Here is a 14252-nt window from a genome sequence, read left to right as displayed (position 1 = left end):
GTTACCCTCCGGTACGGGTCCGTTGTGCCGCGATCCCCCCGGAAGCGAGGCTGCGCGCCGCGTATTCCGGGTTTACCGCCAGTTCGCCCTGGCGCACCTCGAAGTGAAGATGCGGCCCGGCAACGCGGCCCGTTCCCCCTGCCTTGGCAATTTCCGTGCCCGCCCGAACCACGTCGCCCTCGCGCACGTCCAGGCTGCCGTTATGGCCGTAAAAGCTGCGCCAGCCGCCGGGGTGCTCCAGCACCACCAGCCTGCCGTAGTCGGCCCGCTCACCGGCAAAGACCACCTTGCCGTCCCACGCCGCGCGCACCGGGTCGCCCTCGGTCACGGCAATGTCCACGCCCGGATGCCAGGCCCGTTCGCCGGTGATGGGATCGTTGCGCCAGCCGAAGCCGGAGGCGATGCGCCCCTCATGCGGCCAGGCCATGGGCCCTGGCGCGCCCAGGGCCACCGCGGGTCCGCCCGTGGGAGAGGCCTTGGAAACCGGAGCAGCCGGAGAGGCCGGGGTGGCCGATGCGGCTGCCGGGGATGCCGCGCCCGATGCAGGGCCCGATGCCGCGCCCGATGCCGGAAAGACCATGCCGGACACCGATGGCGTTGCTCCGGTTGCCGAAGAAATTTCGCCTGCCGCCGGGGATGCTGCGCCGACGGGCCCGGCGCCGGATACGGCGGCCTGCACGTCCTGCGCCGCCTGACCGGCCTGCAATTCGGCTGCCGAAGGCGCACCCGTGGGCACGCTGAGCGTGCGCGTGGCAGCGGGCGAGGCCACCCGCTTCATGGCCCCGGTGCGGTGCACGATGGGCGGCCCCATCTGGGCGTCGCGCATGGGGCTGCGCACCTTGCGCGTGTTCTCGCCAGCCACGGAGGCGGCGGGCAGCCCGCGTGCGGTGCGGCGCTGGGCTTTGGAAGACGCATCACCTGCCTGCCCGGCTTCAACGGCGGCAGTCGGTACCATGGCGGATTGGGCCCCGGTCGAACCGGGAGCGACAGCGACAGCGGACCCCGCTGCGCCAGTTACGGCAGTCGCGCCCGTTGCGGCAGCCGCACCCGCGCCGCCCGCAATGGCAGCCCCCGCCACAAGGGATACCGCCGGACTGGATGCCACCGGACCGGCCTCGCCAGCCGGGGGTGCGGCGGCAACCTGACGCTCCAGTTCGGCCAGATGCTGCTGGACGATGGAGTGCCCGGCCTGATTTGCCGGGTCGGCCATTGCGCCCGTTCCACCTGTTCCGCCTGCGGCGTCCGGCGCCTGGGCCTCACCCGCCACCGGAGCCTCGGGGTTGGCGGGTTCGTACATGGACGAAGCCGCACCGCTCCTGACCCCGCCAGTCCCGCCAGTCCCCCCAGTCCCCCCAGTCCCCTCGGACGCGGGCGTGATCATGCGCGGCACCAGCGACACCGGCTTCACCGGCACCGGCTCGCGCACCGAACTGGGCGCGGTGGTGCGGCTGGCGTCGGTAAGCTTGGTGGAAAGCTGCTCGTAGATCATGTCGGCCAGCCCGATGCCCCCGGCAGAGGTCATCTTTTTGGCAAGCTCCTGGTCGAACATGGACTGCCAGAATTCCTCTTCCTTGCTGTGCAGGTAGCCTTCCTTGGGCAGGGTGGCGCGCATCTGCTCCCACATCTTCTGCACGAAAATGGATTCGAACCCTTCGCACGCCTCGCGCAGCTTCTGCTCCTTGGACGGATCGGTGCGCAGGCGCTTGCGCAGGGCATCCATCTCGAGCTTGCGCTGGGTAAGCTCGTGCTGGGCCGAGGCGGCAGTGGCGAGTTTAGGGTCGACGGGAGCGGTCATGGTTGCTGTCCTTCCGGCTGAGCTGGAACCTCATGCCTCTGCAACCGGGCAATCCGATTGGCGACGCGAGACTCCGGCACAAGAGGATTTTTTGTCTCTGCCGAGGAAGAACGCTCTTTTTGTGGAGGGAGCGTACTTTTGTGGTACCCGACCGGAACAAAAAAACGTTCTGACGACGGCAGAGGCGAAAAGGCCCTTGTGCCGCGGCTAAATAACTTCGAGGTCGGCGTGCAAAGCCCCCGCCGTCTTCATGGCCCGAAGGATCGAAATCAGGTCGCGCGGGGTGGCGCCGATGGCGTTCAGGCCATCCACCAGCTCCTGCAACGTGGCGCCTTCCATGAGCATCAGGCGGCGGTTTTCCTCACGCACGTTGATGTCGGTGCGCGGCGTGGCCACGGTCTGCCCCTGGCTGAACGGGCCGGGCTGCGAGACGTCCATGCCTTCCTGCACGGTGACCTGCAAACTGCCGTGGGCCACGGCCACGCGCGAGATGCGCACGTCGCGCCCCAGCACCACGGTGCCGGTCTTTTCGTCCACCACCACCTTGGCGGGGCTGTCGGGGGTGACCTCGATGTTCTCGATGGAGGCCATCAGCGGCACCAGATTGCCCCGGTAGGCGGGCGGCACGTCCAGGGCCACGGTGGAGGCATCCTGGGCCTTGGCGTAGCTGCCGCCCATGACCCGGTTCAGCCGTTCCACCACCTGCATGGTGGTGGAAAAGTCGGCGCTGGACATGTGCAGGGTCAGCGTATCCTGGCTGTTGAACTGGAAGGGAATGCCCCGCTCCACGATGGCCCCGCCGGGGATGGTGCCCACGGTGGTCACGTTCTTCTGGGCGCGGGCGGCCTGCCCTTCCACGGAAAAGCCGCCCAGAGCCAGCGGCCCCTGCGCCAGGCTGTACACCTTGCCGTCCACGCCCTTCAGCGGGGTAATCAGCAACACCCCGCCCTGCAGGCTGGTGGCGTCGCCCATGGACGACACGGTGACGTCCAGACGGGTGCCGGGCTTGGCGGAAACGGGCATGCGGGTGGTGACCATGACGGCGGCCACGTTCTTGGGCTTCATCTTGGCCGGGTCCACTGCCACGCCCATGCGCTCCAGCATGTTGACCATGGAGCTCATGGTGAAGGTGGAGTCCTTCTTGTCGCCCGTGCCGCCAAGGCCCACCACCAGGCCGTAGCCCACGAGCTGGTTGTCGCGCACGCCGCCGAAGCTGGCGATGTCCTTGATGCGCACGGCCCCTGCGCCGCCCGGCAGGGCCAGCAGCCACAGGGCCGCAAGCAGCGGGACGACGAGAAGGCGGGCGGTGAGGGAACGAAGGCTGGGCGACATGGCATTTCTCCGAAAATCCGGCTGCGCGGGGCAGCCCGTTACGCGGCGCCCCCCCTAATGTGCGCCGGACATGGGCCGGACGTGGGCCGAACGGGCGCGAAGGGATGGGACGCGCGGATTGCTGACGGTCAAGAAACAAGCATTCCGCAGGGCGCGGCACCGACGGGTATCCGACGGTATTCCGGCGCTGCCCATGGCTATTGCCAACACCGTGCCAGTGCGAAGGCGGTCAGAGGGAATGGAAATATGCGGGGACCGAAAGTAGAGAAGCCCCCCGCTCTCACTGTACGGCGCGAACGCGGCAAGTCCGCTCGCAGGCAAGGAAAACGGGATTTTCGCGACGGGAATATACGGGGTGGTACATGACCGGAGCGAAAATCCCGTTTGACGATGCATGCGAGCGGAATCGCCGCGTTCGCTGGCAAGGAAAACGAAGCCGCCGCCCAGGGAGTGTACTCTTTGGTACACGACCCCGGCGGCGGCGATGTTTGACGATGCATGCGGGCGGAATCGCCGTGCCTGGCAACGCACGGGAAATGCGCCCGGCTGGCCCGCAGGCAAGGAAAGCGGGGCCGCCGACGAGGGAGTGTACTCTTCAGTACTCGACCTCGGCGGCGGCCCCGCTTGACGAAGCATCCGGGTCAGCCCGACGCATTTCCTAAAAAGGCCAGACGTTGTCCATAAGGCGGGTAAACCACCCCGGCTTCTGCTTGTCCGCCAGAGTGCCCTTTCCGTAGTACTCGATGCGGGCGTTGGCCATCTGCGACGAGGTCACGGAGTTGTCCGAGGACACGTCGCGGGCGCGCACCAGACCGCTGACCACGATGTACTGGGTCTCGTCGTTGACGCGGGTTTCGCGGGCCCCTTCCACTTCCATCAGGCCGCCGGGCAGCACGCGCAGCACGCGGGCGGCGATGGTGGTGGTGACGGTGCTTTCACGCTTGGTTTCACCGGTGGCGGAATGCTTGGAGGTGGAGCTGGTGCCCAGAACGGGGTTGGCGCCCACGGCACCGCTAAAAGGCCCTGCGGGATTTATGGGGTTGATGGACGCGCTGGACTGCCCGAAAAAGGCGCTGACGCCCAGCTCGTTGGTGGAGGTCTTGTCGGCGGTGGTGTCGGCCTTGTTCTTGGCCTTGTCGGTTTCCACCACCTTGACCAGCACGATGTCGCCCACCCGGCGGGCGCGATTGTCGGAGAACAGGAACTCCGAGTCCGATTCGCTGTACAGCGATCCGGGGTTGGCGGCCGTGTCCTCGGGCTCGGCATAGGCCTGCGGCTGCGTGACCGGCGGCACCGGCGAAGGCTGCTGGCGGGCGGCATTGCACCCGGAAAGCAGCAACATGGCGCACCCGGCGGCGAGCAGTCTGCGTTTCATGACGGTTCTCCTTGAGATTGCGGATGGGGCGTTTCGGGCTTCTGCCTGCGGGGGGCCTAGCGGACCACCACCGTTCCCCCATCCTTCACTGCGGCATAGATCTGCCGCTTGCTTTGCATGTTGCGCACGGGAATGGTCTCGCCAAGGCCGCCGTCGGCCATGGCCTCGCCCTGCACCTGCAAGCGCACCGAGCCGGAATCGTACAGCACGGTCACCACGCTGCCGCGCCGCACGGTGGGCACGCCGGAAAGATCGCTCTGGTAGATCACCTGGTCGGCGCCCACGGGGCGGGTCAGGCGCCACGGTCCGCCCAGGCCGTCCCACGCGGGTTCGCGCAGGTAGGCCAGGTTCTTGCGCACGCGGGTGATCTTTTCGGGGGTCAGCACGTCGTCCTTGTTCACGGGCTGGGCGGCGCAGGGCACGTCGGCCCACACGTCCACGAAGGCGGAACCGGTGAACTTGCGCACGATGCTGCCGTCCACCTCGCGCACGGCAAAGCGCAGGGTGTTGCGCCCGGGGGCGGCCAGGGTGTTTTCCACCACCACCTGCTGCTGCGGGTGGGCCAGAAAGACATAGGGCGGCAGGCGATAGTCCTGCATGGAGGCCTCGCCGGGCATGGCGGCCATGGCGGGTGTCAGAGCTCTGACGGCCAAGGCGCGCAGATCGCCTTCGCGCAGCACCGCGCCGCCGCGCTGGAGCACCAGCGTGCCGGGGTACAGACACAGCGATTCGGTATCACGCAGGGCCTCGCGCAGGGCCTGTTGCAGGCGCGGGCGGTTGACGCTCATGGGGCGGCCCGGCTCGGCGGGTGACGGCCACAGGGGCGTGGCGGCCAGTTCGCGCCAGGCCTGCGGAGAAATGGGGCCCACCGGCTCCGCGATCTCGCCCAGAGTCACCGTGGCGCCGGACACCACGGCGGCGTCCAGCAGCCGGATGCGCCAGCCCGCGTCGGCGGTGCCGGCCCGCGCCGGGGCAAGGCCGAAGGCCAGCAGCCCCACGGCAAGGGCCAGCGCGGCCAGCCAGGCCATGGGACCGGCCAACACGGACACCATGACGGCGGAATGGCGGGTGAGTGCGGAACGGCGGTGGCGGATCATGCGGTGTCTCCCTGTCTTTAAAAGGGCGGATCATGCTGCGAGGATATTCATTTCCTGCCAAGGAGGACGGACGATTCGCGACGGGAGTGCGCGGCAGCCGTTAGGCGAACTTGTGAGCCTTACGGATGGCGACCGCAACGCGCTCTTGCCGTGCTCGACCGGGGCGCAGAGGACGTCCGACGCTGGCAGGGGATGAAAAGCCCGCAGCAGGGATGCCCTTAACGCTTCAGCTGAACAGCGGTCTGCAACATGGTGTCCGACGTCTGGATGGCCTTGGAGTTCATTTCGTAGGCGCGCTGGCCCACGATCATGTTCACCATTTCGTCCACCACCTCGACGTTGGACATTTCCAGAAAGCCCTGGGCAATGGTGCCCACCTGATTTTCACCGGGCACGCCTTCCACCGCCTCGCCCGATGCCTCGGACGGAACGTACAGGTTGCGGCCCCGCGCTTCGAGGCCCGCCGGGTTGATGAAGGTGTAGAGGGGGATGTCGGCCTCGGCCAGCGCCGCGCCGTTGCTGTCCAGAGCCGAGATGTGCCCGTTTTCCGTCACCGTGATGTTCTTGGTTTCGGCGGGCACGGTGAATTCCGGTTGCAGGGTGTAACCGTTGGCGGTCACCACCACCCCGTCCTGGTTCAGCTTGAACGCGCCCGCGCGGGTGTAGGCGTCCTCGCCGTTCACCTGCACCAGAAAGAAACCGTCGCCTTCAATGGCGAGGTCAAGCGAGTTGCCGGTGTTGGAATAGTCGCCCTGGGTAAAGAACTTGTGCACCGTGGTGGGGCGCACGCCCATGCCCACCTGGATGCCGGTGGGAATGCGGTTGTCCCCTTCGGTGGCGGCACCGGCGATGCGCATGTTCTGGTACATGAGGTCCTCGAACTCCGCGCGGCTTTTCTTGAAGCTCGTGGTGTTCACGTTCGCGAGGTTGTTGGAGATCACGTCGATGTTGAGCTGCTGGGCCACCATGCCGGTGGCCGCCGTCCAGAGTGAACGCATCATGGTCGTTGTCTCCTTGCGAGGAGTTTGGTTCCGTCAGTTGTCCGGCGGTGATTGCCCGCCAGTCAGGCGTTTGCAAACCGGATGCCGGATGCACCGGGCACGCATGCCCGCGCCGCGGCGGTTGGCAGTGAGTCAGACGATTGGCTTCTTCTGCGGGTGGCGGCATGAGTAGGATTTTTGTTCTCTGCCAAGGAAGAATTGCTTTTTATGAAGGGAATATGCCTCAGCCGTTGGGCGAGCTTGTGAGCCTTACGGATGAGGACCGCAGCGCGCTTTGATGGTATTTGACCGGAATAAAAAGTTATTCTGACGAAGGCAGAGGACAAAAAGACACTCATGCCGCCACCCGCTAGACTTTCTTGCCCACCTTCTGCGTAGCCTCCCGGTCAATGGAGTCCGTGGTCTGCATCACCTTCTGGTAGGCTTCGAACTGCCGCTGGGCTTCGATCATGTTCACCATTTCGGAGACCACCTCGACGTTGGACGCCTCCAGGTAGCCCTGGGCCACGTAGGCACGCTCGGCGGGCACCTCGCCCGCGTTGGAGCCGGGCCGCAGCCGGTACATGTTGCCGCCCAGCTTTTCCAGGGCGGTCAGGTCGTTCACGGTGACCATGTTCAACTGGCCCACCAGGGCGCCGCCCGCGAATATCTGTCCGTCGTCGGAAATCTGCACCTGCTCGCCGGGGGGCAGGGCAATGTCGCCGCCGTCGCCCTGCACCGCGTGACCCATGGCGGTCACCAGCTGGCCGTCGGCGGTCTGGATGAAGTTGCCGTTGCGGGTGTAGAATTCGCCTTCAGGCGTGCGCACCTTGAAAAAGGCGTTGCCGGAGATGGCCACGTCCAGCGGGTTGCCGGTGTAACGCATGCTGCCCTGCTCGAAGTCGGTGTGGGCCACGGCTATGCGGGGCCGGGCCACGTGCATGGGCTCCGGAAAGAGCTTTTTCGAGCGCACGTTGGCGATGGGCTCCATGATCTGGTCATGGGCGAACAGCTGCATGGTATCCTTGAAGGATATGACGTCGCGCTTGTAGCCCGTGGTATTCACGTTAGCGAGATTGTTCGAGATGTTGTTCATGCGGTGCTCGTTGGTGAGCGCGCCGAACAGGCTCGACAACATGCCTTCTTGCATGCGTGCCTCCTTGCGGGCATGCTGCCCGCGCCAGTGGCAATGCAAGGCATGGGCCACACCCACAAACCTGCATCATTCCGGTGCGTGGCAACGCACGCCGCCACACGGCGCGCACCGCGCGCGGGCCAAACCGACGGAACAACGACGGTCATGCCCCTGCCCCGCGCGCCGTCCCCGGCCCCGCATCCGCGCGCGGTCCGCACCATTCCCCGCGCCATCTCCTGTTGACAGACCTCGGGCCGCATACTATATATTCGCGTCTTGACAGAAGCGGCTGCCGATATTCCTCTGGAATCGCTTCACGGAGCGCCACGCCTTACCGCTCCCCGGCAACGCCGCTTCGACATCCTGAGGGCCGTACGCGGCCATTCCGGGTGGCCTTTCGGCCCCCTTTTTTTTTGCTGCGGCTCCGCCGCCCACGACAACGGACGTTACCCCGCATCATGAGCACGCATCCCCTCCGCGACGCCGTCGCCGCCATTGCCACGCCCCTGGCCGACGCCCTGGGCATTGCCCTGTGGGGCATCGAGATCATCGACGGGGGACGCATGGTGCTGCGCGTGTACGTGGACGCCAGGCCCGGCATGCCCGCCCCCGCCGACACTGCCGAAGCGGCCGAAAGCGCCACGCCCGAAGGCGCCACGCCCGAAGTTGCCACTCCCGAAGGCGTGACAATTGACCAGTGCGCCCGCCTTTCGCGCCAGCTCGGCCTTGCCCTGGACGTGGAAGACGTGGTCCGCGACGCCTACGTGCTCGAAGTGTCCTCGCCGGGGCTGGAACGCCCCTTCTTCGAGATCGCCCAGGCGGCTCCCTACGTGGGCCGCACCATCGAACTCACCCTTGCGGTGCCCCACCCGGAATGGCCGGGCCGCCGCAAGTTCCGGGCGGACATCGTGCGGGTGGAAGGCGACACCCTCACCTTCCTGCCCGACACCGCGCCCCGCCCCGACGAAGACCCCGCCCCCATCAGCGTGGCGTGGGACGACGTGAAAAAGGCGCACCTCATCCACGTTTTTCCCGACACGACCCGGCCCCAGCCCGGCGGCAAGACCGGCCAGCGCAAGAAGGCGCAGCCCAAAAAGCCCGCACGCGGCGGCGCGCCGCACGACGACACCACGGACTAGGCCACCGATCCGGAGGAGTACCCATGAGCCTGGAACTCAAGAAGGCCATCGACCAGATCAGCAAGGACAAGGGCCTTGACCGCGACATGCTGATCGACACCCTGGAGGAAGCCGTCCGCACCTCCGTGGCCCGCAAGTTCGGCGACGAGATGGACGCCGAAGTCAGCTACAATGACGAAACCGGCGAAATCGACGTCTATCAGTTCAAGATCGTCGTGAAGAAGGTCGAGAACCCCAACAGCGAAATTTCGCTCGAGGACGCGCGCACCCACGACCCCAGCGTGCAGCTGGACGACGAAATGGGCTTCCGCGTGAAGATCGAGGACCTTGGCCGCATCGCCGCCCAGTCGGCCAAGCAGGTGATCATCCAGCGCATGCGCGACGCAGAGCAGGAGATCATCTACGAGGAATACAAGGACCGCCGGGGCGAAATCGTCAGCGGCATCATCCAGCGCCGCGACAAGGCCGGGTGGATCATCAACCTTGGCCGCACCGAAGCGCTGCTGCCCAAGGAAGAACAGATCCCGCGCGAACACTACAAGCGCGGCGACCGGGTGCAGGCCATCCTCATCGACGTGCGCAAGGAAGGCCGTGGCCCGCAGGTCATCGTGTCCCGCGCGCACCGCGACTACATGGCGGCCCTGTTCCGCCGCGAAGTGCCCGAGGTGGACGACGGCACCGTGCAGATCATGGGCGTCTCGCGCGATCCCGGCAGCCGCGCCAAGGCCGCCGTCATGTCGCGCGACCGCGACGTGGATCCGGTGGGCGCCTGCGTGGGCATTCGCGGTTCGCGCATCCAGAACATCGTGCAGGAAATGCGCGGCGAGCGCATCGACATCGTGGTCTGGAGCCCGGACATCGCCACCTACGCCCGCAACGCCCTGTCGCCGGCGGTCATCTCGCGCATCGTGGTGGACGAGGAAGAGAACCTGCTCGAAGTCATCGTGCCCGACGACCAGCTGACCAACGCCATCGGGCGCAAGGGCCAGAACGTGAAGCTGGCCGCGAAGCTGCTGGGCTGGAAGATAGATATCTACACCGAAACCCGCTACAACGAGGCCAACGCCATCGGACGCGGGCTCGAGCAGATCGCCAGCGTCGCCGAAATCTCCATCGAACAGTTCATCGCGGCAGGGTTCCAGTCCATCGAGCGCCTGCGTGAAGCCGACGACGAGGAACTTGCCTCGGCGCTGGGCCTTGCGCCGGGCAAGATCGCCGACCTGCGCGCGGCCATCAACTTCCTTGCGCCCCAGGTGCAGGACGATGCCGACGCGACTGCCGAACCGGATGCGGAGCCCGCTCCGGAGGCAGCCGATGGCGCGGGCGAAGGAACCGAAGCCGAAGCGAAGGAATAGTACGCGGATGGATGAAGCCATCCGCGGGAAGCACATACCATTACGCACCTGCGTCATATGCAGGCGCCGCTTTGCAAAGCGCGAGCTTCTGCGGTACGTCCCCCCGACGGACGCCGCCGGGGCGGGGGCAGCCCCCGTTCCGGACGAAAGGCAGATACTGCCTGGACGCGGGTTCTACGTATGCGAAAGCCCCGAATGCCGGGAGCGATTCCGGAAGTTCGGCGGCTGGAGAAGGAAGCGCAAGGGGGTTCAGGAATGACCGACGACAAGACCAGGGTGAAGGACCTGTCCACGGAGCTGGGCGTGTCCACCAAAGATCTGCTCCACACGCTGCGCGACCTCGACATCCCGGCCAAGAGCGTGATGACCACGCTTACCGCCGACGAGGTCAGCCGCGTGCGCGAACGCCATCAGGGCCAGACCGCCGAAGCGGGCGTTGACCGCAAGGTGGTGCAGCCCGGCGTCATCGTGCGCCGCCGCCGCCGCGACGGCGAAGAGGGCGAAGCCCCCGTGCGTCGTCGTGCCGATGAGGGCGAAGCCGCATCCGGCATTGCCGACGCCGAAGCGCCCGCCGCCAAGGCCGAAGCGCCCGTGCCGCCCGCAGCTGACGAACGGCCCGCCCGTGCCGCCCGCGCCGAAGCCCCCGCGGCGCCCGAGGCACGCCCTGCCACGCCCGCCGCGCGCATCATCCGCCGCCACGACGAGCCCGCACCGGTCGCGGAAGCACCGGCAGAGCCCGTGCAGGTGGCCCCCGTGGCCCCGGCTGCCCCCGCGACGCCCGCGCCCGCCAGTGCGGACAAGCCCGCCGATGTGCAGGCGGAAGCCGCCCCGGCGGTTGCTGCCCAGCAGGCCGAAAAGCCTGCCGAGGCCAAGGCCGAAAAGCCCGCCACGCCCACCGCGCGCATCATCCGCCCGGCCCGGCCCGACGCTTCGGCCATGCCCGACGCCACCCCCCAGCCCTCCATCCTGCCCCCCGTGGCGGCTGACGCCGCCCCGCGCGGTGAAGGCGTGGACGGCGACGAGGACGACGCCGACGGCAACCGCCGCAGGAAAAAGAAGCGCACGCCCGACGTGCCCGGACCGCAGGTCCGCGTCATTTCCCGTCCCGATCCTTCCGCTCCGGCGCCGCGCCCCTACCCGCAAGGCGACCGCACGGACAGGGGCGACCGCCCCGCCTACGGCGACCGGCAGGGCTACCAGCCCCGCTCCGGCGGCCCCGGCGGCGACCGTCCCGGCTACGGTGGCGACCGGCAGGGCTATGCGCCCCGCCCCGGCGGCCCTGGTGGCCCCGGCGGTGACCGTCCCGGTTACGCGCCCCGCCCCGGCGGTCCTGGCGGCGATCGGCCCGGCTACGCCCCTCGTCCCGGTGGGCCCGGTGGCGACCGTCCCGGTTACGGTCCCCGTCCCGGTGGTCCGGGTGGCCCCGGCGGCCCCGGTGGTGATCGCCCCGGCGGTTATCGTCCGGGTGGTCCCGGCGGTCCCCGTCCCGGTGGACCCGGCGGCCCCGGCTACGGTCCCCGTCCTGGTGGTCCCGGCGGCCCCGGCGGCCCCGGCATGGGCCAGCCCCCGGCGGGCGGCGACGAAGGCCAGAGCAAGAAGAAGCGCCTGAAGGGCCGCCGCACGGTGGACTTCCAGCCCGGTGCAGATCGCGCCACGCGTGGCCGCGAGGACGACGATTTCCCGCGTGGCGGCGCCCGCCGCGGCAAGGGGCGCAAGGGCCGCGACATGAAGGCCGCCACCGCCACCCAGCCGCTGAAGGCAGCCAAGCGCAAGATCAAGGTCGAGGAAGCCATTCGCGTGGCCGACATGGCCCACCAGATGGGCCTGAAGTCCACCGAAATCATCAAGGTGCTGTTCGGCCTCGGCGTCATGGCGACCATCAACCAGTCGCTGGACATCGAAACCGCCACCCTGGTGGCCTCGGAATTCGGCTATGAAGTGGAAAAGGTGGGCTTCTCGGAAGACGACTACCTGATCCCCAAGGAAGAAGACACGCCCGAGACCTTGCAGCACCGGCCGCCCGTGGTCACCATCATGGGCCACGTCGACCACGGCAAGACCTCGCTGCTCGACGCCATCCGCAAGACCAACGTCACCATGGGCGAAGCGGGCGGCATCACCCAGCACATCGGCGCGTACCACGTGACCACCAAGAAGGGTGAGATCGTGTTCCTCGACACGCCCGGCCACGAAGCGTTCACCGCCATGCGTGCCCGAGGCGCGCAGGTGACCGACATCGTCGTGCTCGTGGTGGCCGCCGACGACGGCGTCATGGAGCAGACCCGCGAAGCGGTGAACCACTCCAAGGCCGCCGGCGTGCCCATCATGGTTGCCGTCAACAAGATGGACAAGGAAGGCGCCAACCCGGAACGCGTGCAGCGCGAACTGGCCGAAATGGGCCTGGTGTCCGAAGCCTGGGGCGGCGATACCGTGTTCAGCCACGTGTCGGCCAAGACCCGCCAGGGCCTTGACGAACTGCTGGAACTGCTGGCCCTGCAGGCCGAAATCCTTGAGCTGAAGGCCAACCCCGACAAGCCCGCCCGCGGCCACATCGTGGAGGCCAAGCTGGACAAGGGCCGTGGCCCCGTGGCCACCGTGCTGATCCAGGAAGGCACCCTGCGCCAGGGCGACACCTTCGTGTGCGGCGTGTTCAGTGGCCGCGTGCGCGCCATGTTCAACGACCAGGGCAAGAAGGTGAAGGAAGCTGGCCCCGCCATGCCGGTGGAAGTGCAGGGCTTCGAGGGCGTGCCCGAAGCGGGCGAGGAATTCGTGTGCGTGACGGACGAAAAGCTCGCCCGCCGCATCGCGGAAACCCGCGCCGTGAAGCAGCGCGAAAAGGAACTGGCCCGCGAATCCAAGGTTACCCTGGAAACGTTCCTGTCCCGCCGCGCCGACGACCAGGAAGCCCTGGTGCTCAACCTTGTCGTCAAGGCCGACGTGCAGGGCTCGCTGGAAGCCATCTCCGAGGCGCTGCGCAAGCTCAGCACCGAAAAGGTGCGCATCAACATCATCCACGGCGGTGCCGGGGCCATCTCCGAATCCGACATCCTGCTGGCATCGGCCTCCGACGCCATCATCATCGGCTTCAACGTCCGCCCGACCGCCAAGGTCAAGGACATCGCCGAGCAGGAGAACGTGGACATCCGCTTCTACGACATCATCTACAAGCTTGTGGATGAAGTGAAGAGCGCCATGGAAGGCATGCTCGCCCCGGTGCAGCGCGAAGTGTACCTGGGCCAGGTGGAAGTGCGGCAGACCTTCAGCGTGCCCAAGGTGGGCACCATCGCGGGCTGCCACGTTGCCGACGGCAAGATCACCCGCAACGCAGGGGTACGCCTGCTGCGCGACGGCGTGGTGGTCTACACCGGCAAGATCACGTCCCTCAAGCGCTTCAAGGACGACATGAAGGAAGTCATGAAGGGCTACGAATGCGGCGTGGGCCTTGAAAACTTCAACGACATCAAGATCGGCGACATCATCGAAGCCTTCGAGATGGTCGAAGAAGCCGCCACGCTGTAGGGATAGACAGACAACGATTGCCTCCGGCGGGCAGGGGGCGCAAGCCTCCTGCCCTGCCGATTTACTGGCGCGGGATTTGCCCGCGTGTTTCGTCAACGATGCGCCACGCGGCGCGGCACCCCCATGATCATCGGCGTGCTCACGGTGGAATTCGAGTTGCACGGCAACGATTCCCTGAAGGGAAAGCGGCGCATCGCCAACAGCCTGAAGACGAAGGTGCGCAATACCTTCAACGTGTCCATCGCAGAGGTGCGCAACCAGGATTCCCTGACCCGGCTGTCGCTGGCCGTGGTTTCGGTAAGCAACAGCGAGCGGCACCTGCAAAGCCGGCTCGACAAGTGCCTGGCCATGATGGAAGCCGTGTGCCCCGAAGAGATGACCTACAGCGATATTGAATTTTTCGCCGCCGAATAGGCGCGACGGGCCTTTCGCCTGCTGACTGCGTCAAACGTCGCCACCCGGATCGGTCACGTACCAAAGAGTACGTTCCCTCCCGGCTGTCTTGTTTTCCTTGCCAGCAAACGA

The 14252-nt window shown here is 67.1% G+C and carries 11 protein-coding genes; 5 read left to right on the top strand and 6 right to left on the bottom strand.

All coding sequences use genetic code 11. From position 1 onward, the window contains the following. Position 1: 1 nt before the first annotated feature. From K6142_RS01355 to flgF, 6 genes are all read right to left on the bottom strand, one after another. Positions 2-1795 carry a peptidoglycan DD-metalloendopeptidase family protein gene (locus tag K6142_RS01355; protein ID WP_190245670.1) on the bottom strand — a complete coding sequence of 598 codons (1794 nt, stop codon included), beginning with the start codon at positions 1793-1795 and terminating at the stop codon, positions 2-4. A gap of 207 nt (positions 1796-2002) precedes the next feature. Further along, the gene (locus K6142_RS01350) at positions 2003-3127 is read right to left on the bottom strand and encodes a flagellar basal body P-ring protein FlgI (RefSeq protein ID WP_190245671.1); all 1125 of its coding nucleotides are present in this window, start codon (positions 3125-3127) and stop codon (positions 2003-2005) included. Between the two features lie 658 nt (positions 3128-3785). Next, positions 3786-4502: a flagellar basal body L-ring protein FlgH gene (locus K6142_RS01345; RefSeq protein ID WP_190245672.1), complete on the bottom strand. Its 717-nt coding sequence runs from the start codon at positions 4500-4502 to the stop codon at positions 3786-3788. 56 nt (positions 4503-4558) lie between these two features. After that, complete coding sequence (gene flgA / locus K6142_RS01340; RefSeq protein ID WP_190245673.1) at positions 4559-5599, bottom strand: flagellar basal body P-ring formation chaperone FlgA; 1041 nt, start codon at positions 5597-5599, stop codon at positions 4559-4561. Positions 5600-5817: 218 nt separating this feature from the next. Beyond that, on the bottom strand, positions 5818-6600 hold the full coding sequence (gene flgG, locus K6142_RS01335; protein ID WP_015946146.1) for a flagellar basal-body rod protein FlgG: 783 nt from the start codon (positions 6598-6600) through the stop codon (positions 5818-5820). A gap of 349 nt (positions 6601-6949) precedes the next feature. Continuing rightward, positions 6950-7729, bottom strand: coding sequence for a flagellar basal-body rod protein FlgF (gene flgF, locus K6142_RS01330; RefSeq protein WP_190245674.1), 780 nt, complete (start codon positions 7727-7729; stop codon positions 6950-6952). A 443-nt stretch (positions 7730-8172) separates the two neighbouring features. Between flgF and rimP the strand changes: the two genes are divergently transcribed. The 5 genes from rimP (at position 8173) to K6142_RS01305 (ending at position 14141) form a co-directional block, all read left to right on the top strand. Beyond that, on the top strand, positions 8173-8853 hold the full coding sequence (gene rimP / locus K6142_RS01325) for a ribosome maturation factor RimP (protein WP_190245675.1): 681 nt from the start codon (positions 8173-8175) through the stop codon (positions 8851-8853). Between the two features lie 23 nt (positions 8854-8876). Further along, the gene (gene nusA / locus K6142_RS01320; protein ID WP_190245676.1) at positions 8877-10208 is read left to right on the top strand and encodes a transcription termination factor NusA; all 1332 of its coding nucleotides are present in this window, start codon (positions 8877-8879) and stop codon (positions 10206-10208) included. After that, positions 10117-10467: a YlxR family protein gene (locus K6142_RS01315; protein ID WP_411722682.1), complete on the top strand. Its 351-nt coding sequence runs from the start codon at positions 10117-10119 to the stop codon at positions 10465-10467. Before nusA ends, K6142_RS01315 begins: the two co-directional genes overlap by 92 nt. After that, positions 10464-13727, top strand: a complete 3264-nt coding sequence (gene infB, locus K6142_RS01310; protein ID WP_223380725.1) for a translation initiation factor IF-2 — start codon at positions 10464-10466, stop codon at positions 13725-13727. Before K6142_RS01315 ends, infB begins: the two co-directional genes overlap by 4 nt. Positions 13728-13850: 123 nt before the next feature. After that, the gene (locus K6142_RS01305) at positions 13851-14141 is read left to right on the top strand and encodes a DUF503 domain-containing protein (protein WP_190245657.1); all 291 of its coding nucleotides are present in this window, start codon (positions 13851-13853) and stop codon (positions 14139-14141) included. Positions 14142-14252: the final 111 nt, after the last annotated feature.

The organism is Nitratidesulfovibrio sp. SRB-5, assembly GCF_019931275.1.
Taxonomy (GTDB): Bacteria; Desulfobacterota; Desulfovibrionia; order Desulfovibrionales; family Desulfovibrionaceae; genus Cupidesulfovibrio.
The sequence above is the reverse complement of the archived record's forward strand: the minus strand, read 5'-3'. Positions and strand labels throughout refer to the sequence as shown.